This window comes from Planomonospora alba (assembly GCF_039534085.1).
Taxonomy (GTDB): Bacteria; Actinomycetota; Actinomycetes; order Streptosporangiales; family Streptosporangiaceae; genus Planomonospora_B; species Planomonospora_B alba.
Window position 1 is genome coordinate 84,368 of the sequence record NZ_BAAAUT010000024.1, and the last position, 26,458, is coordinate 110,825.

Annotated in this window: 21 protein-coding genes; 12 read left to right on the forward strand and 9 right to left on the reverse strand. The window is 75.1% G+C overall.

What is annotated here, in order from left to right; all coding sequences use genetic code 11:
- Positions 1 to 24: 24 nt before the first annotated feature.
- A complete protein-coding gene (locus ABD823_RS16355) occupies positions 25 to 744 on the reverse strand; it encodes an ANTAR domain-containing response regulator (protein WP_344860376.1) in 720 nt (239 codons plus the stop codon).
- Positions 745 to 878: 134 nt separating this feature from the next.
- On the opposite strand from ABD823_RS16355, the gene ABD823_RS16360 reads away from it, so the two are divergent.
- The 3 genes from ABD823_RS16360 (at position 879) to ABD823_RS16370 (ending at position 4,819) form a co-directional block, all read left to right on the forward strand.
- Positions 879 to 2,741 carry a SpoIIE family protein phosphatase gene (locus ABD823_RS16360; RefSeq protein WP_344860378.1) on the forward strand — a complete coding sequence of 621 codons (1,863 nt, stop codon included), beginning with the start codon at positions 879 to 881 and terminating at the stop codon, positions 2,739 to 2,741.
- Positions 2,742 to 2,936: 195 nt separating this feature from the next.
- Positions 2,937 to 4,112: a glycosyltransferase gene (locus ABD823_RS16365; RefSeq protein ID WP_344860380.1), complete on the forward strand. Its 1,176-nt coding sequence runs from the start codon at positions 2,937 to 2,939 to the stop codon at positions 4,110 to 4,112.
- Between the two features lie 89 nt (positions 4,113 to 4,201).
- Positions 4,202 to 4,819, forward strand: coding sequence for an FMN-binding negative transcriptional regulator (locus tag ABD823_RS16370; RefSeq protein ID WP_344860382.1), 618 nt, complete (start codon positions 4,202 to 4,204; stop codon positions 4,817 to 4,819).
- Positions 4,820 to 4,864: 45 nt separating this feature from the next.
- On the opposite strand, the gene ABD823_RS16375 is transcribed toward ABD823_RS16370, so the two are convergent.
- Positions 4,865 to 5,941, reverse strand: a complete 1,077-nt coding sequence (locus tag ABD823_RS16375) for a PucR family transcriptional regulator (protein WP_344860384.1) — start codon at positions 5,939 to 5,941, stop codon at positions 4,865 to 4,867.
- Positions 5,942 to 6,036: 95 nt separating this feature from the next.
- On the opposite strand from ABD823_RS16375, the gene ABD823_RS16380 reads away from it, so the two are divergent.
- The 6 genes from ABD823_RS16380 to ABD823_RS16405 all read left to right on the forward strand — a co-directional run bounded on the left by ABD823_RS16380 (position 6,037) and on the right by ABD823_RS16405 (position 14,001).
- Positions 6,037 to 6,963, forward strand: coding sequence for a proline dehydrogenase family protein (locus ABD823_RS16380; protein ID WP_344860386.1), 927 nt, complete (start codon positions 6,037 to 6,039; stop codon positions 6,961 to 6,963).
- 2 nt (positions 6,964 to 6,965) lie between these two features.
- Complete coding sequence (gene pruA, locus ABD823_RS16385; RefSeq protein ID WP_344860388.1) at positions 6,966 to 8,591, forward strand: L-glutamate gamma-semialdehyde dehydrogenase; 1,626 nt, start codon at positions 6,966 to 6,968, stop codon at positions 8,589 to 8,591.
- Between the two features lie 316 nt (positions 8,592 to 8,907).
- Complete coding sequence (locus ABD823_RS16390; protein ID WP_344860390.1) at positions 8,908 to 10,320, forward strand: hypothetical protein; 1,413 nt, start codon at positions 8,908 to 8,910, stop codon at positions 10,318 to 10,320.
- Between the two features lie 239 nt (positions 10,321 to 10,559).
- Positions 10,560 to 11,069 (forward strand): GNAT family N-acetyltransferase, encoded by a 510-nt coding sequence (locus ABD823_RS16395; RefSeq protein ID WP_344860392.1) that lies wholly within the window; start codon positions 10,560 to 10,562, stop codon positions 11,067 to 11,069.
- Positions 11,070 to 11,194: 125 nt separating this feature from the next.
- Positions 11,195 to 12,712: an AAA family ATPase gene (locus ABD823_RS16400; protein WP_344860394.1), complete on the forward strand. Its 1,518-nt coding sequence runs from the start codon at positions 11,195 to 11,197 to the stop codon at positions 12,710 to 12,712.
- An 83-nt stretch (positions 12,713 to 12,795) separates the two neighbouring features.
- Positions 12,796 to 14,001, forward strand: coding sequence for a threonine synthase (locus tag ABD823_RS16405; RefSeq protein ID WP_344860396.1), 1,206 nt, complete (start codon positions 12,796 to 12,798; stop codon positions 13,999 to 14,001).
- Here ABD823_RS16405 and ABD823_RS16410 read toward each other — a convergent pair whose 3' ends face one another.
- Positions 14,002 to 14,133 carry a hypothetical protein gene (locus tag ABD823_RS16410; RefSeq protein WP_344860398.1) on the reverse strand — a complete coding sequence of 44 codons (132 nt, stop codon included), beginning with the start codon at positions 14,131 to 14,133 and terminating at the stop codon, positions 14,002 to 14,004.
- Positions 14,134 to 14,192: 59 nt separating this feature from the next.
- Here ABD823_RS16410 and ABD823_RS16415 point away from each other — a divergent pair, with 59 nt between their 5' ends.
- A complete protein-coding gene (locus ABD823_RS16415) occupies positions 14,193 to 15,047 on the forward strand; it encodes an alpha/beta fold hydrolase (protein ID WP_344860400.1) in 855 nt (284 codons plus the stop codon).
- A 105-nt stretch (positions 15,048 to 15,152) separates the two neighbouring features.
- Here the strand turns inward: ABD823_RS16415 and ABD823_RS16420 are convergent, their stop codons facing one another.
- The 6 genes from ABD823_RS16420 to ABD823_RS16445 form a co-directional block, all read right to left on the reverse strand.
- On the reverse strand, positions 15,153 to 15,875 hold the full coding sequence (locus tag ABD823_RS16420; RefSeq protein WP_344860401.1) for a hypothetical protein: 723 nt from the start codon (positions 15,873 to 15,875) through the stop codon (positions 15,153 to 15,155).
- A 210-nt stretch (positions 15,876 to 16,085) separates the two neighbouring features.
- Entirely contained in the window at positions 16,086 to 16,538 is a 453-nt protein-coding gene (locus ABD823_RS16425; RefSeq protein WP_344860403.1) for a hypothetical protein, read from the reverse strand.
- Between the two features lie 54 nt (positions 16,539 to 16,592).
- Positions 16,593 to 18,917, reverse strand: a complete 2,325-nt coding sequence (locus tag ABD823_RS16430; protein ID WP_344860404.1) for a transglycosylase domain-containing protein — start codon at positions 18,915 to 18,917, stop codon at positions 16,593 to 16,595.
- Between the two features lie 344 nt (positions 18,918 to 19,261).
- Positions 19,262 to 19,594: a putative quinol monooxygenase gene (locus ABD823_RS16435; protein WP_344860406.1), complete on the reverse strand. Its 333-nt coding sequence runs from the start codon at positions 19,592 to 19,594 to the stop codon at positions 19,262 to 19,264.
- Positions 19,595 to 20,533: 939 nt separating this feature from the next.
- Positions 20,534 to 21,826, reverse strand: a complete 1,293-nt coding sequence (locus tag ABD823_RS16440; protein ID WP_344860408.1) for a sensor histidine kinase — start codon at positions 21,824 to 21,826, stop codon at positions 20,534 to 20,536.
- Entirely contained in the window at positions 21,811 to 22,488 is a 678-nt protein-coding gene (locus tag ABD823_RS16445) for a response regulator (protein ID WP_344860410.1), read from the reverse strand. Before ABD823_RS16445 ends, ABD823_RS16440 begins: the two co-directional genes overlap by 16 nt.
- Positions 22,489 to 22,780: 292 nt before the next feature.
- Between ABD823_RS16445 and ABD823_RS16450 the strand changes: the two genes are divergently transcribed.
- Positions 22,781 to 24,067, forward strand: a complete 1,287-nt coding sequence (locus ABD823_RS16450; RefSeq protein WP_344860411.1) for a hypothetical protein — start codon at positions 22,781 to 22,783, stop codon at positions 24,065 to 24,067.
- Positions 24,064 to 26,394, forward strand: coding sequence for a serine/threonine-protein kinase (locus ABD823_RS16455; RefSeq protein ID WP_344860413.1), 2,331 nt, complete (start codon positions 24,064 to 24,066; stop codon positions 26,392 to 26,394). Before ABD823_RS16450 ends, ABD823_RS16455 begins: the two co-directional genes overlap by 4 nt.
- Positions 26,395 to 26,458: the final 64 nt, after the last annotated feature.

Consider the following 26,458-nt stretch of genomic DNA (forward strand, 5'->3'; position numbering starts at 1 on the left):
ACGGCCGGCGCGGCGCCGCCGGGCTCAGCTCGCCCGGCCCGTGCGGCGCTCCCGGTTGCGCTGGTGCTCGTCGACCAGGAGCCGGGCGAGGTCGGCCACCTTCACCTGGTGGTGCTGGGAGACGCGGCGCAGCTCGTCGAACGCCTCCTCCGCCGTGCACCCGCTGGACTTCATGATGATGCCCTTGGCCTGGTCGATGATCGCGCGCCCGGCGAGCGCCTCCTGCATCTGGGCCGCGTCGGTGCGCACCTCGTCGTAGTCCCACATGTTCGCCAGGGCCACGTTCACCTGCTCCGCCAGCATCTCGGCCAGCGGGGTGACGTTCCGGGAGGCGAAGACGCCGGGGCTCACGCCGTACAGGCCGAGGACGAGGACGGCCCGCTCGACGGTGATCGGGATCGCCAGGACCGAGCGGACGCCGCACCGGACGGCCATCGCGGTGTAGTCGGGCCAGCGGGTCTCGCGGAGCACGTCCTGCACGGTCACGTGACCGCCCGTGGCGCGGGCCTCGACCAGGGGGCCCTCCCCCAGGCCGCTCTCGCCGTCGACGAGCACGACGAGCTCGCTGTGCGAGGCGGAGACCACCAGGCGCTCCCCCCGCCACAGCTCGGCGGACCCGCCCGCGCAGCCGGGCACGCCACCGGCGAGAGTGGTGGTGAGACCGCGCAGCACGCTCTCGCTGGAGGTCTCCTCGCTCACCCGGCCCAGGGCGGCGAGGTCCCTGGCGAGAACGGGGGCGATCATGTCCATCGCATGAGGTCCCTTCGCTGTTTCGATAACTTAACCACTATCCGACCGCGCACCGATAAGACCCACGGGGTGGCGTACCGTCTACGGCGGGACGTCTCCCACCCCGGCCGTCGACGAGGACGAGCAACTTGACCGAAGCCATTGGCCTTCCCGCCCTGGAGCAGGCGCTCGACGCGCTCACCGCCAGGGTCCTGTCCCTGCGCGAGACCACGTCCAGCTACCCAGCGGACCCCCGCTCCACACTCGACGCCGCGCTCGCCGAGCTCGACACGGCGCGCGAGCTCCTGGACGCCGCGCTGCGGGAGCTGCGCAGGGCGCCGCGGCGGTCGGGCGAGCGGGAGAACGGCTCGCAGCGGGAGCTCAAGCTGCTGCGGCAGGTGTTCAAGACCTTCCCGGTGCCGGTGGCGGTGCTGGACGGCTCGGGGGTGATCCGGCGGATCAGCGCGGAGACCTCCCGCATGCTGGGCAGCCCCGCCGGCTATCTGATCGGCAGGTCGTTCCCGCTCTTCGTCGACGTCTCCCGGCGGGCGGCGTTCCGCTCCCACCTGACCGCGGTGCAGCAGAGCGGGCAGACGGCGACCTTCCAGACCCGGCTGGCGCACCAGGGCCGCGCGCACACCGTGCAGCTGGCCCTGGTGCGGCTGACGATGCCGGGCGAGCCGCACGCGATGACCGGGGTGGTGATCCTCCCGCTGGAGGCGCAGGTCGCCGAGGCCCCGCCGGGGCCGGCCGAGCGGTCGGACGCCGCGCTGATCCTCGCCTCCGCGCGCCGCCAGGAGCTGCTGTCCCGGATGACCCGGCTGCTGCTGGACGAGGAGAGCCTGCGCCAGCCGGTGACGGTCACCCGGGCCGCGCGGCTGCTGTCCGCCGAGACGGCCGACTGGGTGATCGCCGACGTGGTCCGGGACGGCTCTCCCCGGCGGGCGTGCGTGTTCGGCCCGTCCGACCGGCCGGTGAGCGACCTGATCCGCCTGGTCGAGGGGCTGAGCCCGCTGACCGCGCCGTTGATCGCGCACGTGCTGACCGGCGGCTCCGGGGTCGTCCACGAGATGGTGGAGGACGAGTCGCTGCTGGGCGGGGCAGGTGACGGGCGGCCTCCGCTGCTGCGGGTGATGGGCGCCGGCTCGGTGCTGTGCGTGCCGATCGAGGGCGAGGACGGCCCCGCGGGCGCCCTGACGCTCGTGCGATCGCGCGACCGCGAGCCGTTCACCCTGGCCGATCTCGGCCTGATGCAGGAGATCGGCGCGCACGTGGGGCTCGCCCTGCGGGTGCGGCGCAGCTTCCGGGACCGGTCGGAGGCCGCCGAGGCCCTGCGCACCAGCGTCGTGCCGCGCAGCCTGCCCGACATCCCCGGGTTCGAGGCGGCGGCGATCTACCACGCGGGTTCCAGCTCGGTGGGGGCCGAGTTCTACGACGTCTTCCCGGTCGCGGACGGCTGGGGGTTCGCGCTCGGCGGGGCGGCCGGCCGGGGCGAGGAGGCCGCCTCGGTCAGCGCCATGGTGCGCAACGGCCTGCGCGTGCTCGGCGTCTGGGAGCCCGACCCGGGGCAGGCGCTGCGCAAGCTCAACCAGGCGCTGTCCGTGCAGCACAGCGGCATGTTCGTGATGGCGCTGGCCGGGTTCGTCAAGGGGCGGCGGATCCGGCTGTCCAGTGCGGGCCACCACCCCGCGGCGCTGCTGCGACCGGACGGCACGGTGCGTTTCACCGCGGGGGGCGGCGTGCCGCTGGGCATCTCCCCCGAGGGTGAGACGTACGACGAGGAGCTCACGCTGGCCAGCGGCCAGACGCTGCTGTTCTACTCCGACGGGCTGGTGACCTCCCGCAACGACCAAGGGGAGGCGTACGGCGAGATCCGGCTGGCCGACGTGCTGGCCCGGTGCGTCTCGCAGTCGCCGGCGGCCGTGGTCAAGACCGTGGAGGAGGACCGGCACGCGTTCTCCGGCGGGCGGGTCTGGGACGAGATCGTGATCCTGGCGCTGCGCGTGGTGTAGGCGGCGGCCGTACGGCGGCGGCCCGGGACGCCCTCCCCACGGCGCCGGGGCGGCTCCCCGCGGTGTCGGAAATGGGAGGTTTGCTGCCGAGCGTGATCCGGGTATGGTTTCTCCCATACAGATGAGTGCCTAAGACGCAGGCACCCCCTGAAGGATCTCTGGCTCCCCATGCCCGTCTCCTCCCAGAGGTGTGCCGTGAACATTGCTTTCGTCTTCTCCGACGCTCTCTCCTCTTCCCAGGACCCCTCCGACCTGTCCGCCCAGCGCGCCCAGATGCTGGCCATCGCCCGGGAACTCGGCAAGGAGCACAAGGTCACCGTCTACACGCGCCGGGGGTCCGACTCCGGCAGGGCGCGCGTGCGGATGGCCCCCGGCGTCACCCTGGAGCACCTGTCCTCCGGGCCCTCCCGCGACCTGCCCGAGGACGAGGTGCTGCCCCACCTGGCCGACTTCGGCGGCCGGCTGATGGGCCGCTGGAGCCAGGACCGGCCGGACGTCGTCCACGCCTGCTCCTGGACGGCCGGACTGGCCGCCATCGCCGGCGCGGACGGCCTGCGGCTGCCGGTCGTGCTGAGCTCCATCCACGAGAGCAGCGGCGACGACCGCAAGGCCCGGCTGCAGCGCGCGATCAGCCGCCGGGCCGCGGCGGTGGTCGCCGGGTGCGGGGGCGAGGAGGCGGAGCTGATCCGCATGGGCGTGCCGCGCCGCAACATCGCCGTGGTGCCCTGCGGCGTCGACGTCGAGAAGTTCCGCCGGCAGGGACCGGCCGCGCCGCGGGGGTCGCGCCCCCGGCTGCTGCACCTGGGGCCGATCTCCGAGAGCAAGGGCGTGCGGACCGCCGTGCGGGCGCTGGAGGGCGTCCCGGACGCGGAGCTGGTCGTCGCCGGCGGCCCGGCCGCGGCGGACCTGGAGCACGACGCCGACGCGCACCGGACGATGATGCTGGCCAAGGAGCTCGGCGTGGACGACCGGGTCACCCTGCTCGGGCAGGTGCCGCACTCGTCGGTGCCGAAGCTGATCCGCAGCGTCGACGTGGTCGTCTCGCTGCCCCGCGAGGCCCCGGCCGGGGTCGTCGCGCTGGAGGCCATGGCCTGCGGCGTCCCGGTGGTCGCCTCCGCGGTGGGCGCGCACACCGACTCCGTGGTGGACGGGGTGACCGGCCTGCTGGTCGCGCCGGACCGTCCCGCGCAGACCGCCCGGCTCGTCCGCGAGCTGCTCGCCGACCCCACCCGGCGGACGGCGCTGGGCTTCGCCGGAGCCGACCGCGTGCGGTCCCGCTACTCGTGGGAGCGGATCAGCCAGGAGCTCGCCCGGGCCTACGAGGACGTGCTGCCCGCCTCGTCGCGCGCGGCGCAGCCCTCCGCCGCCTGACGGGTCCGCGGCCCGGTTCCCGGGGACGGCCGGTCCCCGGGAACCGGGCCCTTTTCATGAGGATCTTGGATGGGTATACGGTTAGCCGCATGATGATCCACCCCTGGGATGCCGCCGACGACGACGAGGCGGTGGAGTTCGTCCGCGCGAACCAGTTCGGCCAGCTCATCGCCGCGGGCCGGGACCGCGACGTCCCCGTCGTGGTGCCGACCCAGTTCCTGCTCGCCGACGACCGCACGATCCTGCTCCACCTCGCCCGCCCGAACCCGATCTGGCCCGCCGTCGCGGAGAACCCCGCCGTGCTGCTGTCGGTCGCGGGCGACTGGTCCTACGTCCCCGGGGCGTGGAAGGTCCTGCCAGGCGAGGGGGACCCCCGCCTGGGCGTGCCCACCACCTACTACGCCGCGGTCCAGCTCGTCTGCCACGCCGAGGTCGTCACCGACGCCGAGGGCAAGCTCGACATCCTGCGGGCGCAGCTCGCCGCCCTCGAGCCCGAGGGCGCGCCGGCCGACCCGGCCGAGCACGCGCGCCGCCTGCCCGGGATCCTGGGCCTGCGGCTGACGGTCCGGAAGATCGCAGGGAAGTTCAAGTACGGCGGCAACGTCGACGAGGCGCACCGCCGGTACGTCGCCGACCGGCTCGCCGAGCGCGGCGGTCCCGGCGACGCCGCCGCCCGACGGCACCTGCTCCGCCGCCTCGGCGGCTGAGCCCGCCCTCCGCCGGGGCGGGCGCCGGGACCGCGGGCGGGCCCCCTACAGCAGCCGGGCGGCCTTGAGGGAGAGATGGACCAGCAGCCGGTCCTCGCCGTCGGCGAGGTCCCGGCCGGTGAGCCGCTCGGCCTTGCCCAGCCGGTAGTAGAGCGTCTGGCGGTGCACGCCGAGCGCGGCGGCGCTCTCCCGGACGTGCCCGGCGCGGTCGAGGTAGTCCTCCACGGTCCTGGCCAGCTCGGGGTCCGCCGCCAGGGGGGCGGTCTCCTCCGCCAGCGCGCGCAGATCGGCCGGGGCCAGCCGGACCAGCGCCCGGTAGACGCCGAGCCCCGACCAGACCGCGACCGGCGCCAGGCCCGGCACCCGCTCGGCCGCCCGGAGCGCGCCGAGCGCCTCCCGCCAGCTCCGCCAGGCCTGCTCCGGGCCCTCCCTGGCGTCCCCGACGCCCGCCGCGGTGCCGTACATGGCCTGCACCCGCCCGGCCACCTCCCGCGCCTGGGCCGCGGGGGCGAGCAGCGCGACCAGCGGCCCGCCCGGGCCCGGATGGCCGGGGTCGGCGAGCACGTCGCGCGGGAGCGTCCAGAGGGCGGCGACCCGGTCGGCCGAGCCGCGCACGGCGATCGCCGCCACCGGGCCTCCCAGGTCGACCCGGTCCGGCGGGGACAGGGCCTGCGCGCGCTCCTCGGCGCTCGCCGACAGCAGCGCCCGCAGGTAGGCGCCCAGGTCCCGGCGACTGCGGGCCTCCTGGGCGAGCGTCCGCGCCGCCCGCGCGACCAGAGCGGCCACCGAGGCCAGCCGCTCGTCGGTGAGCGTGCCGTCGTCGAGCAGCCACAGGTAGCCGTAGGTCACCTCCAGGTACCGCAGCGGGACGCAGACGCGGGCGAGCACGCCCAGCTCGGCGTCGGCGGGGATGCGGACCGGGCCGCGCGCCGTCGCGATGCCGTACCCCTCGAAGTAGGCGCGGACCTCGTCGGAGGCGCGGCGGCGCAGGATGGACTCCTGGCGCACGGTGTCGATGTCGCCGCTCTGCGCGGCGTAGGCCAGCAGCTTCAGCGAGCGGTCCTCCAGCGTGGCGGCGGCGCCCAGCCGGGCGGCGATCTCGTCGACGGTCTCCTGAAGCACCCCGCCATTGTCATACATCTGTATGAAGCGCGGGCCCGGCGATCGTTGCAGTTGCACATTCGATAGCACTGAGCTGGGGTTTTAGTCTGGAAGGCATGCTCGGTTCACTGCTCCTCGCCGGGTCGCGGCTGCCGCTCGTCCGGCAGACCGTCTCCGGAATCCCGCTGACCCGCAAGGTCGTCGACCGCTTCGTCGCGGGCGAGGCCGTCCAGGACGCCGTCGGGGCCGTCCGCCGGCTGACCGGCGCGGGCCTGACCGTCACCATCGACCATCTGGGCGAGGAGACCCGGGACGCCGGGGCCGCCGCCGCCACGGCGCACGCCTACACGGTCCTGCTCGGCGCGCTGCGCGAACTGGACCTCGGCGACCGGGCCGAGGTCTCCGTGAAGCTGTCGGCGGTCGGGCAGGCGCTCGGCACCGACGGCGACAAGATCGCGCTGGAGAACGCCCGGCGGATCTGCGAGGCCGCCCGTGCCGCGGGGGCGGGCGTGACCCTCGACATGGAGGACCACACCACGGTCGACTCCACCCTCGGCGTGCTGCGGGCGCTGCGCGAGGACTTCCCCGGCACCGGGGTGGCGATCCAGGCCGCCCTGCACCGCAGCGAGGCCGACTGCCGCGACCTGTCGGGCGCCGGCTCGCGGGTCCGCCTGGTCAAGGGCGCCTACGCCGAGCCCGCCTCGGTGGCGCACCGCAGGAAGGCCGACGTCGACAAGGCGTACGTGCGGTGCCTGCGCATCCTCATGTCGGGCCGGGGCTATCCCATGGTGGCCACCCACGACGACCGGATGATCGCGATCACCGAGACCCTCGCCGACCGCTTCCGCCGCTCCCGCGGCGACTACGAGTACCAGATGCTGTACGGCATCCGCACCGACAAGCAGCAGGCCCTGGCCGGTGCCGGACACACCGTCCGGGTCTACGTGCCCTACGGCGACGACTGGTACGGCTACTTCATGCGCCGCCTCGCCGAACGCCCCGCCAACGTCGCCTTCTTTCTGCGTGCCCTGGGAGGAAAGTAGCAATGGACGCCATCTCCAACGTCCCCGTCCCCGTCAACGAGCCGGTGTACGGCTACGCGCCCGGCAGCCCCGAGCGCACCGCGCTCGCCGAGCGCGTCAAGGAGCTGGCCGCCGCCCAGCCCGACCTGACCATGACGATCGGCGGCGAGCAGCGCATGGCGGGCGGCGCCCCCATCGACGTGGTGCAGCCGCACGCCCACGCCGCCGTGCTGGGCCGTACGGCCGAGGCCACCGCCGCCGACGTGCAGGCGGCGATCGACGCCGCGCTGGCGGCGGCCCCCGCCTGGCGGGCGACGCCGTTCGAGGAGCGGGCGGCGGTCTTCCTGCGCGCCGCCGAGCTGCTGGCGGGCCCGTGGCGGCCCACGCTCAACGGCGCCACGATCCTCGGCCAGTCCAAGTCCGTGCAGCAGGCGGAGATCGACTCGGCCTGCGAACTGATCGACTTCTGGCGGTTCAACGTCGCCTACGCCCGGCAGCTCTACACCGAGCAGCCCGCCTCGTCGCGGGGCGTGTGGAACCGCATGGAGTACCGCCCGCTGGAGGGCTTCGTCCTGGCGATCACGCCGTTCAACTTCACCGCCATCGCCGGCAACCTGCCCACCTCGGCCGCCCTGATGGGCAACGTGGTGGTCTGGAAGCCCTCCCCCACCCAGCAGTTCGCCGCGCACTTCACCATGCGGCTGCTGGAGGAGGCCGGGCTCCCGCCGGGCGTCATCAACCTGGTGACCGGCAACGGGCAGGCCGTCTCGGAGGTCGCGCTGGCCCACCCGGAGCTGGCGGGCATCCACTTCACCGGCTCCACCGCGACCTTCCAGCACCTGTGGTCCACGGTCGGGGCGAACATCGCCTCCTACCGGGGCTACCCGCGCCTGGTCGGCGAGACCGGCGGCAAGGACTTCATCCTCGCCCACCCCTCGGCCGACCCCGACGCGCTGCTCACCGCGCTGGTCCGCGGCGCCTTCGAGTACCAGGGGCAGAAGTGCTCGGCCGCCTCCCGCGCCTACGTGCCGCGCTCGCTCTGGACGGCGATCCGCGACGACCTCGTCGGCACCGCCGAGTCGCTGACGGTCGGCGACGTGGCCGCCGACCTGTCGACGTTCATGGGCGCGGTCATCGACGCCCGCGCCTTCGCCAAGCACAAGGCGGCGATCGACCGGGCGCGCTCGCTCGACTCGATCGACGTGCTGACCGGCTCCTACGACGACTCGGCCGGCTACTTCGTCAAGCCGACGGTCCTGGAGTGCGCCGACCCGACCGACGAGGTCTTCGTCAAGGAGTACTTCGGGCCGATCCTCGGCGTGCACGTCTACGACGACGCCGGCTTCGACACGGTGCTGGACCAGATGGAGAGCTCCTCGCCGTACGCGCTGACCGGCTCGTTCATGGCCCGGGACCGCTACGCGATCACCGCGGCCGCGGAGAAGCTGCGTTTCGCGGCGGGCAACTTCTACGTCAACGACAAGCCCACCGGCGCGGTCGTCGGCCAGCAGCCCTTCGGCGGCGCCCGCGCCTCGGGCACCAACGACAAGGCCGGGTCGATCTTCAACCTGATCCGCTGGGTGAACGCCCGCACGATCAAGGAGACCTTCGTCCCGCCGACCGACCACCGCTACCCGCACATGGGCTGAGTGCCGCGGCCCGGTCCGGAGGCCTCGGCCGCAGGCGGCCCCCTCCCGCCGGGAACGACCGGATGACCTCGGCGCCCCGGAGACTCCTGTCCGAGTCCCGGGGCGCCGGCGGTACGGCCCGCGTTCCCCGCCCGCCCGGTGCCCGGGCCCTCGCCGGAGGCGGGCGGCGGCCCGGGCCGGGTGGAGCCCTCCGCCGCACCGCCCGCGTCTGCGGGGACGACCTCCGCCCGCCCCACCGAGGACGGGCCCGATCTTCCCGCCACGGCAGGCACTAGGCTGTCCCGGCCTCCTGTAGATCGCCTGGAAAGTCCCCCCGATGCGGAAAGCGAAGTTCTTCTGGTGGGCAGCGGTGCTGCTGTCGCTGTGGGAACTGTCCGTCGAACCCATGCTCGCCGAAACGGTGACGGTCGTGTGCACCAGTGGCGCGCCGCTGGAGACGGCGCCGCCCAGCCCGCCGGCTGAGGCGGCGGAGTTCCTCGGTGGCTGGCTCACCCTGCTCCAGCCCGTGCTGCTGGCGCTGATCGCGTTCTGGGCCATCCGGTCGCGGGCGCGCACAGCCGCCGCGCCGGGCTCCGCGACCGCCCTGCTCCCCTCCACGACGGGACTGGCGGTCGCCCTGCTTCCCATCGCGCTGGCCGAGGCCGAGGACCGGCTCTCCCCCGAGCCGCCCTTCTGGTGGCGCGAGTGCCTGGAGGCCCAGCTGGCGCCGCCGTCCTTCGCGGTGCCGCGCCTGGTCCTGGCCTGGCTGCTCTCCCCCGCCACCATGGTCGTGCTGGCCGGGATCGCGGGCGCGGGGATCCGGCCGCGCCTGACCGACCTGCGCAACGCCGGGGTGGCGGCGGCTCTCGTCGTGTCGGCCGTACTGCTGCCCGGTGTGCTGACCGGCTTGCCCGTCAACGCCGACGGCACCCCGCGCTACGCGGTGGCCGGATGGGGCATGCCGTACGTGCTCGACCTGGAGTCCGGGGAGCCGGTGAGCCGGCTGCCCGAGGCGACGCGCACCTACGCCGTCTACGATCTCGTCGTCCGCGGCACGGAGCCCGGCCACTACGTGGCGGCGCTCGCCAGCCCGTCGGGCCGTTACTTCCGCCTCTACCGGCTGGCCATGCGCCCCGACGGCCGGGTGGCGGTCGGCGAGCGGCTCACCCCCACGCTCGAGGGCATGGTCAACGGCCTGGCCGTCTCTCCCGAGGGCCGCGTCGCCTACAGCCGGATGACGGACGAGGCCGGCTTCGTGGGCACCCTGGAGCACGAATGGCCCGCCAGCGGCCACGGCCTCCAGTGGCTGGACGAGCGGACCCTCGCGCTCCCCTCGCACAGCGTTCCGGCGAACACCCTGGCCGCACTCGACACCGGCACGGGTGCGATCCGGAATGTCGCCGCCCCGGGCGAGCACGAGTTCTCCCGCCCGCTCCTGGTCCTGCCGGACGGGCGGCACCTTCGCGCGCTCGGCTGGCCGACCCGCACACTCGTCCTGCACGAGGGGACGCGGCTGGTCAGGACGGTCCTCGCCCTGGACTGCGGTCACATCGAGTCGCTGGCGCTCGCCCCGACCGGCCGCCATGTGCTGGTCGGAGTCGACCGGGCGGCCGAGGAGATGGACCGGTCGCCCCTGGCCGGACTGCCGCCGTGCGGCGGCGCCGCCTCCCAGCTGCTCCGCCTCGACCTCGAGTCGGGCGGTGCCCGGGTCGTCCCCGGCGAGCAGGAGCCCTCGGTCCAGGCGTGGTGACCGCCCCGGCGGTTCCGGAGGAGCCCGGCGGACGGCGCAGCCGTCGGGGTCCGTTGTCACGAGCCGGTGCCCGCGCTCCAGCGCGGGGCCTCCGACGAGTCCGGGTGCGCCGTCTGCGTCCGCGGGTCCCGCGTCAGCGCGCCGGGCTCTTCCAGGGCGGGCGACCCGGCGACGGCGACGGCGTCCTTGAGGCCGCCGGCTGTTTTTTCACGCGGGGGTCCGGTGCCGGACTGCCGGTCATGGGCAGTGAACAGGCTCGTGTTGTCATCCGGCCGTACCGGGACGAGGACCGCGAGGCCGTCGTCGCGCTGGCCCCGCGCCTGACCGAGGGGGTCGCGGCCTGGCGGGACGCCGGCGCCGTGGCCGACGCCGTGCGCGGCTGGGTCACCGGTTCCCTGGAGAATGCCGGCGGCGACGGTCACGGGGTGCTCGTGGCGGTCCGCGAGGGCCTCATCGGCGGCTTCGTCACCGTGGCCACCCGCCGGCACTTCACCGGCCAGGTGGACGCCTACATCGGCGAGCTCGCCGTCTCCACCGAGGCGGAGGGCACGGGCGTCGGGCGTGCCCTGGTCGGCGCCGCCGAGTCCTGGGCGCGCGAGCGCGGCCTGGCGCGCGTCACCTTGGAGACCGGCGCGGCCAACGTCCGGGCCCGGGGTTTCTACCGGGCGCTGGGATACGCGGAGGAGGAGGTACGGCTCAGCAAGCCGGTGCCGGTCGACGGTCAGGCGGCGTCCGGCGGGGCCGGGTGACGGGGAGTCTCCGCCCGGTGTCCTGCCGAGCCTGCGAACTCGGCATCGCCGAGGGCGGCCGCATGTACAAATAGACTTATACGTTTTCCGTTGAAGTCGGCATGCCTGTAGGGAGGTAACCCCGGATGGACAAGCCGGCACGGCTTCTGGCCCGGGACCAGGAGTGGGCCCTCCTCTGCGACTTCCTCGCCGATCCGGCACCCGCCATGCGCATCGGCGTCGTCTCGGGGCGCCGCCGCCACGGGAAGTCCTTCCTCCTGCACTCCCTGGCGGAAGCCGCGGGCGGCCTCTACCTGACGGCGGTCCGCGAGGAAGGGCGCGCTCCCGCGCTGCGTCGCCTCTCCGATGAGATAGCCGCGTACGCGGGGCTCCAGGCGGGAAGCATCCGCTTCGACGACTGGTGGGCGCTGCTGCGCAACGCCCTTCAGGTGGTCGCCAGAGACAGGCCCGCGGGACGTCCTCTTCTCATCATCGATGAGCTGCCCTACCTGATGCAGCACTCGCCCGAGGTGCCCGGCATCATCCAGGCCCTGTACGACGAGACCCAGTTCGGTGATCACCCACCGGTCCGTCTCATCCTGTGCGGATCGGCGATCAGCGTCATGCACGAGCTGCTCTCGGGGGCCAAGCCGCTCCGCGGCAGAGCGGTGATCGACCTGAGGCTTCAGGCGTTCGACTACCGCACAGCGCGGACGCATTGGGGGATCGAGTCTCCGGAGGCCGCACTCCGGGTGCATGCCGTACTGGGGGGAGCTCCCGGTTACCTGCCGCTGGCCGGACGGCCGGCCCCCTCCGCTCCGGCCGATTTCGACACGTGGGTGACCCGGACGGTCCTCGACCCCGGCCGCGCGGTGTTCTCCAGGACGGAGACCGAGTACCTCCTGCGCGAGGACCCGCGCATCACCCGGCACATGCTCTACTACGACCTGCTCTCGGCGATCGCGCACGGGGCCACGACGCCAAGCAGGATCGGCGCCGCGCTCGGCAGGGACCGCGGCGCGGTCACCTACCCCCTGGATGTGCTGGAGTCGACGGGTTACGTGGCGAGGGAGCAGGATCTGCTCAAGGCCCGCAGCCCGATCATCACCCTGGTGGATCCGGTGATCCGCTTCAACCAGCTCATCACCCTGCCCCAGGCATCGGTCATCGACCAGGGCTTCGCCGCCGAAGCGTGGAAGGCCTCGGTCCCCACCTTCAATTCCAAGATCCTGGGCCCGCATTTCGAGGCGCTGGCCCGTGAATGGACGCGCCGGTACGCCCACGAGATCCTTCCGGGCGGGCTGCCCGGGGCCGTGGGCACATGTGAGTTCACCGACCAGGCCACCCGCACCAAACACGAGATCGACGTGCTGGCGCTCGCGCTCGGACAGCCTCCGCGGCACCCGCGAGCCCGGATCGCCGTCATCGGTGAGGCCAAGGCGACGCTGGACCGTCGCGGCGGCACCGACCTCGCCCGCCTGGAACATCTGCGTGCCGCGCTGTCCAGGCAGGGACACGAGGCGGATCGAGCGGTCCTCGCCCTGTTCTCGATGAGCGGCTTCCACCCGGATCTCGTCACCACCGCGGCCCGGCGCTCGGACGTGCTCCTGGTCGACCTGGCCGCCCTCTACGGAGACGGCTCTCCTCTCGGCCTGGGGGCGTGAGGGGGATCCGGGCGCCGGTCCGCACCGTCCCAGAAGATCCTGATCACCAGGCCGTGACGCTGCGCGGCGATAAGTTGTCGATCATGGCAGGAGACTCGCTCGCGACCGGTCAGCGCTCCCCGGGGGACCCGGCGATCACGTATCCGCTGTGGCCGCCGCTGACCAGCGGATGCCCGCGCACCGGCACGGCCGAGATCGCCTACCCGGTCGAGGTCGACTACGCCTACGACGAGGTGCCGGACGACCTGTTCCGCAGGAGCCACGGGCCGAGTGCCGCTCTGGACCGGTGGGCGCCCCTGCTGCCGCCGCTGGACGCCCCCACCCTGGGCGAGGGCGGGACCCCGCTGATCGAGATCGGCGACGGTGTCTACCTCAAGGACGAGTCCCGCAACCCCACGTGGAGCCACAAGGACCGGCTGAACCGCTGCACGGTCAGCGCCGCGGTGCGGATGGACGCTCCGGGAGTGGTCGTGGCCTCCTCCGGCAACCACGGCGCGTCCGCGGCGGCCTTCGCCGCCCGGGCGGGGCTGCGCTGCACCGTGCTGACCTCGCCGGACGCGCCTCCGGCCGTCCGGTCGTTCGTGGACGCCTACGGCGCGGTGGTGCTGCCCCTGCCGCAGGAGTCGCGGTGGCCCCTGATGCGGCTGATCGCCGACCGGCTGGGCTACCACCCCGTCAGCAACCTCACGGTCACGCACACCGGGCACGCCTTCGGGCCCGAGGGCTACAAGACCATCGCCTACGAGATCTTCACCCAGATCGGCGTCCCGGCGGCCGTGTTCACCCCCACCGGCTACGGCGAACTGCTCTTCGGCGTCTGGAAGGGCTTCGCCGAGCTGCGGCGCCTCGGTCTCGCCGAGCGGACCCCGCGGATGTACGCCTGCGAGCCCGCCGCCGGGGCCCCGCTCGCCGCCGCCCTCCGGCAGGGGTCGCCGGCCGCCGTCGTCCCGGTCGGCCCCACCTCGGCGTACGGCATCGCCTGCTCCGTCGGCGGGTACCGCGGCCTGGTGGCGATCCGGGAGAGCGGCGGTGAGGCCCTGCCGGTGAGCGACGAGGAGATGGCCGCGGCCCAGGCCGAGCTGGCCCGCCAGGGCGTGTGGGCGGAGCTGTCCGCCGCCGCGGGCCTGGCCGGACTGCGGCGCCGCGGCGCCGTCGACGGGCCGGTGGTGTGCGTCTCGACCTCCAGCGGCTTCAAGGACCTGGCGGTCGGCTCCCACCGCGCCGAGCCGGTCGAGCCCACCTGGGAGGCGGTGAGCCGGCGCCTGCGCGCGGCCCGGATCACCGCCTGATCATCGGCGGCCCTCGCGCACGGTCTCACGGACGAAGCCGGGATCGTACGGCACCGGCTCATCGGCGGCGATCCCGGCCATCACCTCGTCCAGCGCCGGAGTGGCCGCCTCGGCCAGCGCCTCGGCGATCATCCGCTGGACCGGCCGGAAGGCCGGAGGACGGCTGATGGACCGGCTGGGAGACTGGCCGGATGTTCACCGAGACCTTCGTCACCGTGTCCGCCGAGCCCGCCGTCGACCTGTTCGTCGCACGCACCGCCGGGCCCGCCGAGCGCACCCTGCTGGTGATCCACGGCGGACCCGACTGGGACCACAGCTATCTGCGCGAACCGCTGGCCGGCCTCGCGGGGCGGCACCGGGTCGTCCTGCCCGACCTGCGCGGCTGCGGGCGCTCGACCCGGGGCCTCGCCGACGACCGGTACACCCCCGCGGCGGCGACCGGCGACCTCGTCGCCCTGCTGGACGCGCTGGGCGCCGGACAGGTCGACGTCCTCGGCTTCTCCTACGGGGGCCTGATCGCCCAGCGCCTGGCCCTGGCCGCACCCGGGCGCGTCCGGCGGCTCATCGTCGCCTCCAGCAGCGTGCTGCCGGTGCCGCCGGACGCCTTCGACGGCTGGGCGGAGCGCGAGGAGCGCCGCGCCGCGCAGGCCGGCGTCTGGTCCGACCCCGGCCTGTCCGGGCCGGAGCTGACCCGGGCGGCGGCGTTCGCCGGGGCGGTGGCGGACGTCTGGCGGCCGGAGGCGTTGCCCGGCTATCTCGACCGGCTGGAGCGGGTGCGCTTCTCCGCCGAGTGGATGCGCCCCTGGCGGGCCGGGATGCTGCCCTCGGCCCGGCCCGAGGACGCCGCCCGGCGGCTCGCCGCACTCGGCGTGCCGCTGCTCCTGCTCCACGGCCGCCAGGACATGGTCTTCCCCACGCCCCTGGCCGGGCGGGCCGCGGAGCTGATCCCTTCCGCCCGTGCCGTGGTGATCGAGGATGCGGGCCACATGGCCCACGTCGACCAGCCCGATTCCTGGCTGGCGGCCGTCGCCGAGTTCCTGGCCTGACAGTGAGGATGTAGGCGAACGCCTCCCGGAAGAGCTTGGCTCTTGGCCTGACCGACCACGGTGTCTTCAGCGGGATCTGTCAGCTCGGCCCGGGAGGCGTTCGCCTCAGCCGGCCCGGCGGGACGGGCGGGCGGATCGGCGGGCCGGTGCGGGGGGACCCCCTCCGGGGGCGCCCTCCGTGAGGGGAGGAGGGCCGTCTCCGTCCGGGCGGCCCCGTGCGGCGATGTTCGCGGCTCGGGCCCGCTCCCGGCTCGCGGCGACGATCTGGCGCCGCCGCGCCGCGCGCCCGGCCTCGGACGGATCGACGTCCGCCAGGTAGGTGCCCACCGTCCCGTCGTACCGGTCGATCCGCTCCTCGTCGGCGGCCTCCTCCTGCGCGATCAGCATGCGGGCCCAGGCCGACAGCGCCCGGGCCCACAGCTCCCGCGCCAGGGCCGCCTCGTCGGAGGAACCACCGCGGCGGACCCGCTCGTACTGCGTGGAGAGCAATTCGACCTGCAGGCGCGCCTCCCGGAGCGTCCCGGGCGCGGGGAAGGGCCCGCCGGCGGCGCCCAGGACCGTGCGCACCCGTCCGTCATCGGGCCCGGTCCCCGCCCCGTCGAGGACCTCCTCGCGGATGACCAGGGTGCGCACCCATTCCGTCAGCGCCCAGCCCCACGCCTGCCGCGCCCGGACCAGCTCGGCGGGGGATCCGATCCCGGAACCGACCGCCTGCTGGGCGTCGCCGTACCGGAGCATGGCCCACCGGAGCTCGCGGCCGGCCTCCCGGAACTCCTCCCTGGCCCGCTCCCGCCGCTCTGAGTGATGAGATGTGCACGGAAAGTCCACGTCCGGGAGGGTACGGCAGTCGCTCCCCCCGTGTCCCGGGAACGGGGCATCCTCCGGGCCCATCCCCGTTCCGGCCGTCGCCCCCGGATGTCCCCGAAGGCACCGGAAAAGAAGCAGGCCGCGGCCCGCCGGGCGGGTCGCGGCCGCATGGACCTCGAAAGCACTCGCGAAAAGAGCCCCGGGGAGCTCGGGGAACTCGGAGAAATGGCCTCAGCCGCTCGCGGCCCGCGCAGCCTGGGCGGCCTGGGCGTACCGGGCGGCGCTCAGGGAGCCGGCCAGCAGCGTCACGCCGGACAGCACCCCGCCGAAGAACGGCACCCACGGCAGGGCGGAGGTGGAGGTCACGGCGAGCCCGGCGAGGCCGAGCACGGTCAGGACCGCGCCGGGCAGCATGATGGAGCGGTTCTTCCAGACCGGCCCGAGGGCGACGAAGTGCACGCCGACGACGAGGGCGATCCAGGCGACGTTGGTCTCCTGCGGGCGATCCAGGGCGCCCAGCACCGCGATGCCGCCGAACAGCAGGACGACCTCGGCCACGACGATGACAACGTAGCCCTTGCCGAACATCGTCCCGCCGCCCTCGCCCGGGGCGGCGTCCGGCTCGGCCCCGGTGCTCCTGGCCCGCTTGACCGCCAGCGTCCGCATGGCCACGGCACACCGCACCGATCGACATTCCCGTCATGCGGCGCACGCCGGGCACCCTATAGGGATCTTGGTTCAGTCACCCCCTGTTTCCCGGGACCGCCCGGTCTCCTCCCGCTCCCGCCCGGTCCCGCCCTCCGGACCGGTCCCCTGGCCGGGGCCGGAGGCGCCGTCCTGCGGCTCCCCGGTCCCCGTGGCCCTCCCGACGGGGGCGCAGCCGCCGCCGCAGCCGCCGAAGCGGGCGGAGTCGACCGGGTGGAAGCGGGTGGCCCGGGTGCCCCGCAGCGCGGCCGTCATGGTGTCCTTCCAGATCACCCCGGGGATGGTGGCCCCGAAGACCGCGCCGTAGTACCGCCCGCCGACGGTGACTCCGGTGAGCTTGTGCGCCGTCGAACCGCGGGGGTCGCCGATGCTCACCGCCCCGGCCAGGTCAGGGGTGAACCCGGCGAACCAGGCGGTGGCGTGGTCGTCGGTGGTGCCGGTCTTGCCCGCGGCGTCGCGGCCGATGCCGCCCACCTCCCGCATCGTGCCCTTGGTGAAGACCCCCGACAGGACGTCGGCGGCGGCGTCGGCGACCCCGGGGTCCAGCGCCTGGCGGCACTGCGGCCGGTAGTCGGTCGCCCTGCCGTTCCGGTCCGTGATCCGCGTGATGGCCATCGGCGCGCAGTACTTCCCGCGGGCGCCGATGGCGGCGTAGGCGGCCGCGACGGTGACCGGGTCCGTCTCGTTGACGCCGAGCGTGAAGGTCTGCACCTCCTGGAGCGGCCGGCCGTCGGCGCGCTTGATCCCCAGGGACTTGGCGGTCCGCACGGTGTCGCACAGGCCGACGCGCTCCTCCAGCTCCAGGAAGAAGGTGTTGACCGAGTCCCAGGTGCCGGTCCGCAGCGTCTTGAATCCGGGCGACCCCTCGTCGTTGGTTACGGTGTGCGTCGGATCGCCGACGTTCTCGCCCTTGCAGTTCTTGAAGGTCGCGTAGGACGGGGCCCGGTAGCCGGCGCCGGCGGACAGGCCCTCGTCGAGCCGCATGCCCTTCTCCAGCGCCGTGATCAGCGTGAAGGTCTTGAACGTCGAGCCCGCCTGGAAGCCGGTGAGGCCGCCGTGCGCGGCGTCGGCCGCGATGTTGTAGGAGATCTCGTTCCTCCGGGGGGAGTCGCCGTAGCCGCGGCTGGCCGCCATGGCCTTGATCATCCCCGTGCCCGGCTGGACGAGGGCCTGGGCCGCGACCGGGTCGTCGGAGGCGTGGACCCGCCTGCGGATCGCCTTCTCGGCGGCGGCCTGCGCGCGGGGGTCGAGGGTGGTCCTGATCGTCAGGCCGCCGCGGTTGAGGAGCCGGCTCCGGGCCTTCTCCGTCCTGCCGAAGCTCGGGTTGCCGAGGATCTCGTGGCGCACGTACAGGCAGAAGTAGGGGTACGGGCTGGCCTCGCATCCGCCCGGCAGCGGCATGCCGCGGTAGCCCAGCTTCCGGGCCTTGGCCCGTGCGGCCTCCTGCGGTGTGATCTTCCCGAGTTCCGCCATCCGGTCGAGCACGACGTCGCGCCGCTCCAGCAGCCGCTTCCGGTTCTCCCTGCCGCCCTCGGGGTCGGTGGTGTTGGGCGACTGCACGGCGGCGGCGAGGGTGGCCGCCTGGGCCAGGTCCAGCTTCGCGGCCCGGACCCCGAAGAACCGCTTGGCCGCCGCCTCGACGCCGTTGGCCCCGGCCCCGAAGTAGGCGATGTTCAGGTACTTCTCCAGGATCTGGTCCTTGGTGTACTTCCGCTCGACGGCCAGCGCGTGGCGCAGTTCCCTGAGCTTGCGCGCGTAGCTGGGCTCCAGCGCCCGGTTCTTCTCCTCCTCGGTGTCGGCCGCGTTGAGCAGCACCTGCTTGACGTACTGCTGGGTGATGCTGGAGCCGCCCTCGCTGACCCCGCCCGCGGCGAGGTTCTTGGCCAGGGCCCGCATGGTCCCCTCGATGTCGATCGGGCCGTGCTCGTAGAAGCGGTAGTCCTCGATCGCGACGATCGCCGTCCGCATCACCGGCGCCACCTCGCCGAGCGGGACGATCTCCCGGTACTCCTCGTAGAACTGCGCGATCTGGTCGCCGCGGGCGTCCAGGACCGTCGTCTTCTCCGCCAGCGGCGGCTCCTCGAGGTCCACCGGCCGCAGGTCCAGCTCGTCCGCGGCGGTGACGACCAGCGCCCCCGCGCCGCCCACGAGCGGCAGGCCGAGGGCGGCGGCCAGCACCCCCGCGGCCGTCCCGGCCTGGAGCAGCCGCACGATCCGCGACCCGGCTCCCGTGCGGGTCCCGGCACCACCCGGGCGGCGCGTCCTGTCCCCCGCGGCGCCGTCCGGCCCGCGGTCCCGTTCCCGTTCCCGCTCCCGTTCCCGCTCCCGCTCCCGCTCCCGCTCCCCGAAGAGGCTCATCCGGCCGCTCCCCTGCCGGGGTCTCCGACGGCGGCGCGGCCGCGGTCCCCGACCGCGGCGGGATCGATGACGGTACGGCCGGCACGGCCGCGAAGGACGATGATCATGCCTGACAGCAGACCAGGAACGCCTCGATTCTGTCCAATAGCGCCATACGCATGCGATCGATACGGAAGCGGATATCACCGCAGGCCGAGGGGGCGCCGGGCCCGGCGGCGGGCCGGAGCCGCCCGTGCGGATCCGCGCCCGGCGGCGGGCCGGAGCCGCCCGCGGGCCCTCCCCGCCCGGCACGCCGGGCCGCGGGAGGCAGGAGGCGGGAGGCAGGAGGCGGGAGGCGGGACGGCTCAGCCCCGCTCGGGCACCGCCATCTCGCCGAGCAGGGACCAGTCGTCCTGCGGGATCGTCGTGTTCACGATCCGGGGCGTCGCCGCCAGGTGCGGCGGCAGGGTCTGCTGCGCCTTCTTGAAGTGCTCGGACTGCACGTGCGCCGCCCCGGCCTCGTCGTCGCGGAACGCCTCGACCAGCACGTACTCGGCGGGGTCCTCGACGCTGCGGGACCAGTCGAACCACAGGCAGCCCGGCTCGGCCCGGGTCGCCTCGGTGAACTCCCTGGTGATCTCGGGCCACCGGTCGGCGGACTCCGGCAGCACGCGGAACTTCGCGGTAATGAAGATCATTCGTTCTCCTCGGCTGGTGGACGGGCCGGACCCCGATCGGTACGGCCCGCCGACGATGCTAGTGACGCCCGTACCGGACACTTCCCGGCGGCCCGTACCGCAACCGGCGCGAGGCGGACCGCGCCGCCGTGGGAACGGGGTCCGCAGCGCGGCGCAGGCGGGGTCCGCGCCGGAGCGGAGCGCCGATCGCCCGCCGGAGGGAGGACGCGCGGCACCGCGGGCGCCTAGTTTCCCTGCTCCGCCCCCGCCCGCCCCGGTGCGGGGGACAGACACGCAAGGGAACGATCTCATGTCGGTGCTCTCCGATCCGCGCGGGTTCCGCAGGCAGGCGGCCGGGCTCTGCCTCATCGCCGCTCCGATCCTCTACGTGGCGGGCGTCGTCGCCGATCCCGCCCTCCGGCGGGGCGACGACTCGGCCGGCGTCTACGGCCGCTACCCGGAGGAGGTCTCGGTCAGCGCCTCGCTCCTGCACTGGAGCTGGGTGCTGCTCGTCCCGGGCGTCATCGGGATGATCCACCTGGTCCGGCGGCGCGGCGTGGTCCTCGCGCACCTGTCCGGCGGGCTCGCCCTGCTCGGCGTGGTGAACTTCTCCTCGCTGATGCTGGGCGATTTCTTCTACGCCCGCCTGGAGAGCGCCCTGCCGCCCGACCAGGGCGCGCGGATGGGCGACGAGGCGTTCGCCTACCCCGGGGTGGTGTACGGGTTCCAGATCCCCGGTTTCCTCGGGTTGCCGGGCCTGCTCCTGCTCGGGCTGGCCGTGGCCCGCGCCGGGCACGCGCCGTGGTGGGCGCCTCCCGCGATGCTCGCGGGCGTCTTCGGCGCGACCTCCTTCCCCGTCGGCACGGTCGTCGGCGGCCTGCTCTATCTGGCCGGCTCCGGGGTGATCGGGCTGCGGATGCTGCGCATGAGCGATGCGGAGTGGGCCGGTGAGCCGGAGCCTCACATCTGGACGCCGAGCACCGGCGCGGCGGGCGGCGCCTCCCCGCAGGCGGCTCCGCCGGAGGCCGGGTCGTCCCGGTCCCCGGCGCCGGACGGCGGCTCGCCGGCCTCCGGGGCGTCCAGCGGGAACCCGGCGGCCACCCGGTAGCCGCCGCCGGGGAGGGGACCGGCGGACAGCTCGCCGCCGTGCATCGCGGCCCGCTCACGCATCCCGATCAGACCGTGCCCACCCGGCCCCTCCCCGCCCGCACCGGTCCCGGCCCCGTCGTCGACGATCTCCACGCGCAGCCTTCCGGGGCCGTAGGCGAGGACGACGTCGGCCCGGGCGGCGCGGGCGTGCTTGCGCACGTTCGTCAGGGCCTCCTGGACCACGCGGTAGGCCGACAGGCCGAGGCCCGGCGGGAGGGGCCGCCGCTCGCCGGTGATCCGGAGCCGGACGTCCAGTCCGGTATCCCGCACCTGCTCGACCAGTTCGTCCAGGCGATCCAGGTCCGGCTGCGGGGCCTCGGGCCCGGCACCGCCCTCGCGGAGCACCCCCAGCATCAGCTGCAGCTCCCCGACCGCCGCGCGGCCGGCCCGTTCGACCCCGAGCAGCATGTCGCGCTCGCGCCCGCGCGCCGGGTCGCCGCCGAGCAGCATCCGCACCCCGCCCGCGTGCAGGGTCATGACGCTCACGTTGTGCGAGACGACGTCGTGCAGTTCCCGGGCGATCCTGGCCCGCTCCTCGGCCACCGCCCGCCGGGCCCGTTCCTCCCGCTCCGCCTCCAGGCGCGCGGCCCGCTCGGCCAGCCGCAGCGTCCGGTCGGTCTGGCGGCGCAGCAGGATGCCGCTGCCGTACGCCGCGCCCAGGAATATCGCGGTGATCATGACCTCGGCGACGTCGTTGCTCTGCAGGGTCTGCAGATGGGCGTAGGCCGCCAGCACGCAGCCCAGCCCCGCCAGACCGCGGCGGCTGCGCGGTTCGGCCGCGCCGCCCACGGTGTGCACGAGGATCAGCGTCGAGTAGAAGTGCCAGGCGGCGTAGTAGCCGGTGTCCGTCACCCACCCCACGGCCACGCCGGTCGCGGTCAGCGCCAGCAGTACCGCCATCGGGGACCTGCCGCGCAGGAGCAGCAGCAGCCCCGCCGCGACCGCCCCCGCCGCCAGCGGCACCGGGTCGGCGATCCGCCCGGGCCCCGTGCCCTGCCTGCCGAAGGACTCGACCAGGCCGGTGACCACGACCGCGAGGGAGAGCAGCAGGTCCATCCGGGTCGGCCGCCCGCCGCCCGGCCGCTCCCTCAGCCCCCTCCGCACGGCCGCTCCCCCTGCCCCGGCCGTACGACCCCGGCCTCGTAGGCGAACACGACGGCCTGGACCCGGTCCCGCACGCCGAGCTTCTGCAGCACCCGGGCGACGTGGGTGCGGACCGTCGCCTCGCCCAGACCGAGGGCCCCGGCGATCTCCGGGTTGGACAGACCCCGGGCCAGCAGGTTCAGCACCTGCCGCTCCCGCCGGGTGAGCGCGTCCAGCTCGGGCCGCTCGACCGGCGCCGGGCCGCCCGCGAACGAGGCGATCACCCGCATGGTGACCGCCGGGTCGATGAGCGCGTCGCCGGTCGCCGCCACCCGCACCGCCTCGGCCAGCAGCTCCGGCGGCGAGGTCTTCAGCAGGAATCCGTTCACCCCCGCACGCAGCGCGGCGTGCAGGTTCCGGTCGGTGCCGAAGGTGGTCAACATGACGATCTTCGGGGGGCGGGGGTCCGCGAGCAGCCGCCGGGCCGCGCCCAGACCGTCCAGGCGGGGCATCGCGACGTCCATCAGCAGCACGTCCGGCCGGAGCCGCCGGACCACGTCGAGGGCCTCCCGCCCGTCGGCGGCCTCGCCGACGACGTCGATGCCGGGCGCGGTCTCCGCGACGAGCCGCAGGCCCGCACGGATCATGGCCTGGTCGTCGGCGATGACCAGTCTGACCGTCATGGCCGCTGCCGTGTTCCGCCGGACATGGCCGGAAGACTACGGACCCCGGCGCGCGCCGTCGCCCCTCTCCGGAGGGGACGGCGGGCACGGCGCCGTCCGCCGCGCGGAGGACCGCGGATCCGCCCGGCGGTGGACGCCGGCCTATTGATCATCGCATTTCGGAAACTTTCCCCGCCGATCCTTCGTCAACGGGTAAAGAGCGGATAAAGAACCACGCTTTCCTCGGGGGGCCTTGCGCAGAGGGAGGTACGGGGAACCGTTGACGGGGAGTCCTGGGGCGGCCGGGCCGCCGATGAGCGCCGAGGGGATCGAGCACGCCCTCCGGCTCCGCCGGGAGGAGCGCGACCGCATCTCCGGCGATGTCCTGGACCTGGAGGCGCACACCGTCTTCCGGCTGCTGAGGAGTTCCGCGCCGCGCGGGGAGACCGCCCGGCGCTGGGCGGGGGTGCGGGAGCGCGCGGCGCTGCTGTGGGCGCTGCTGGACGCCTACCGCGACGTCCTGGAGCGGGCCGAGCGGATCGCCACCGGTGCCCGGCGGCCGGGGACCGGGGACCGCCGGGCGGCGGTGGAGCTGACCGCGCTGCTGACCGGGCCCGCCGTCCGCCTCGCGCCCGAGGTCCGGCCGGTGGAGCAGCGCTCGCTGCTGGCCACCCCCGGTGAGCGGTTCACCCTCGACGAGGCGGTGGCCGCGATGGACTCCGCCTTCCGCGACGTCACCGCGCTGATCTCGGCCGTGGACGCGGTCTGGAGCGCGGTGCTGCCCCGGCTCGACACCGCGGCGGCCGCCGCGGACGCGGCCCGGCGGCTGCTGCGCGACCTCGGGAGCGGCGACCCCGCGCTGGACGCCTGCGAGCGGGAGATCGAACGGCTCCGCGAGGAGCTGCGGGCCGACCCGCTCGGCGCCGGGAGCGCGGGAGCGCAGGCCCTGGAGCGCGTCCTCGCCGACGCCGGGCGGGTGCGCGCGCGGGCGGAGCGGGCCGCGGCCCTCCGGCGGGAGTACGGCGCGCACCGCGAGGCGCTGGGACGGCTCGTCGCCCGGGCGGCCGGGGCCGAGGAGGAGGCCCGCCGGGCCCGCGACCTCGTGCTGGTGAAGATCGCCTCACCGGCGCTGCCGGACCTGCCCGGCCAGGCCCCGCTGCTGCGCGGGCGCCTGGCCGCCCTGGACGCGCTCGTCCCGGGCGGGGCCTCCGCGCCGGGCCGGGCCGCTTCCGCGCCGGACGGAACGGACGAGCGGGGCCGAGCAGGACGCGCGCCGGACGGAACGGACGAGCGGGGCGGCCGGTGGCTGGAGTGCGCGGAGCTGCTGGCCGAGCTCGAACACGCCGCCGAGCAGGCCGCGCGCCGGGCGGAGGAGGCGACCGGCGCGCTGCGCGAGCTGATCGCGCGCCGGGACGAGCTCCGCGGCCGGCTGGAGGCCTTCCACGCCAAGGCCGTACGGCTCGGCCTCGCCGAGGACGCCGCGCTCGACCGCCTGTACCGGCACGCGCGCGGCCTGCTCTGGACGGCCCCCTGCGACCTGCGGCAGGCGACGGCGGCCGTGACCGGATACCGGCGCGCGATCGAGGGAGGTGCCGCGTGAAGTGCGGAATGCCCGGTTGCCCGGGAACCGTCGAGGACGGCTACTGCGACGTGTGCGGCCACCCGGCGCCGCCGTCCCGGCCCGCGGGCGCCCCCGCCGCGCCCGGGTCCGCGCCCGCCGGCCCGTCCGGGTCCGCGCCCGCCTCCTCCGGCCCGCCGGTGTCCGTGTCCGCGCCCGTCACCGTCCCGTCGGCGGGGCGCGGGACCGGTCCCGCGTCCGGCCGCGGGACCCGGGGCACCGGGGCGTCCCGGCCGGGCACGCTGGGGTCGGGGCTGGCCGAGGTGCCGCCCGTGCTCTACCGGGACCCGGCGGCGGTGGTCATGCACGACCCCGAGGTGCCCGAGGAGCGGAGGTTCTGCGGCGCCCCCGGCTGCGGCAGGCCCGTCGGCCGGAGCAGGGACGGCCGGCCGGGCCGTACCGAGGGGTTCTGCCCGCACGACGGGACGCCCTTCTCCTTCACCCCGAAGCTGCGCGAGGGCGACCTGGTGGCCGGGCAGTACGAGGTGAAGGGCTGCCTGGCGCACGGCGGGCTCGGCTGGGTCTACCTGGCCGCCGACCGCAACCTCGACGGCCGGTGGGTGGTGCTCAAGGGGCTGCTGAACACCACCGACACCGAAGCGCTGGCCGTGGCGGAGGCCGAGCGCCGCTTCCTGACCGGCGTGGACCACCCGAACATCGTCAAGATCTTCAACTTCGTCCGGCACCGCGAGGCGGGCACCGGCCCGTCGGCGGGACGGATGGCCGGCTACCTCGTCATGGAGTACATCGGCGGCGAGTCGCTGCACGACCTGCTCCGCCGCCGGCTGCGCGAGACCGGCGGGGCGGAGGCGCTCCCGCTGCGCCAGGCGATCCCGTACGCGCTGGAGATCCTGAAGGCCTTCGGCTACCTGCACGAGCGCGGCATGCTGTACTGCGACCTCAAGCCCGCCAACGTGATCCAGGTCGGCCGGGAACTCAAGATCATCGACCTGGGCGCGGTCCGGATGATCGGCGACTCCGACAGCGCCATCTACGGCACGGTCGGCTACCAGGCGCCGGAGATCGCCACCGAGGGCCCCTCCGTCGCCTCCGACCTGTACACCGTGGGCCGGACGCTGGCGGTGCTCGCCGTCCCGTTCAGCCCGGTCTCGGGCGGCGCGGAGGCGCCGCTGCCGGACCTGGCGGACCTGCCGCCCGCCGCCCGCCACGAGTCCTTCCACCGCCTCCTGCGCCGGGCGACCGACCCCTCCCCCGGGGCCCGCTTCGGCAGCGCCGAGGAGATGGCCGACCAGCTCCTGGGGGTCCTGCGGGAGGTGCGCGCCGCCGAGGACGGCGTGCCCTACCCGGCGCCGTCCTCCCTGTTCGGCCCCGAGCGGATCGCCGCCGGGACCGCCCTGGCCCCGACCGGCGCGGGGCGCGCGCTGCTCCCTCTGGGGCGCGCCGCCGCGGCGGCCGCCCTGCCGGTCCCGCTGGCCGACCCCGCCGACCCGGCCACGCCCTTCCTGTCCGGGCTCACCGCCCGCACCCCCGGCGAGCTGACCGCCATGCTCGGATCCGCCCCGCACACCCCGGAGACGCTGCTCGCCCTCACCCGGATGAGCGCCGAGCACGGCGCGGACGACGCGCCCGCCCTGCTCGCCCGGGCCGCGGCCGAACTGCCCGGCGACTGGCGGGTCCTGTGGTGCCGGGGCGTGCACGAGCTCGTCTCGGGCGACCTCGCGCAGGCCACCCGGGTCTTCGACCGCTGCTACGACCTGATGCCCGGCGAGTGCGCGCCCCGGCTGGCCCTCGCCTTCTGCCTGGAGTGCGCCGGGGACACCCGGGCGGCCGCGCGGCGGTACGGGACGGTCTGGCGCACCGACCGCTCCTACGTGAGCGCGGCGTTCGGCCTGGCCAGGGCCCGCCTCGCGGCCCGCGACCCGGAGGGCGCGATCGAGGTCCTCGACGAGGTGCCGTCCAGCTCCAGCCACCACGTCGCGGCGCGGCTGGCGGGCGTGGCGGCGGCCGTGCGGGAGCGGGACCCCGCGACGCTGGACGCGGGCGCGCTGGCCGGGGTGGGCCGGCGGCTGGACGACCTCCCCGACCTGGACCCGCGCCGCCGCGCCGAACTGGCGGCCGAGGTGCTGGAACGGGCCCTGGCCTGGCTCGGCTCCGGGCCCGCGCAGGGCCGGGGCCGGCGGAACGGGCAGGGCTCCGAGACGGTGCTGGGCGTCCCGCTCGCCCCGCGGGCGCTCCGCCGGGAGCTGGAGCGCCTCTACCGCGGGCTCGCCCGGACCGCGGACACCGCCGCCGAACGGCACGCGCTGATCGACCGCGCCAACGCGGCCCGGCCCCGGACGATGCTGTGACAGGCCCCGATGCCGTGACGGGCCCGCGGACCGGCCCGGCCGGCGGGGTGCGCGACGGCGGGCC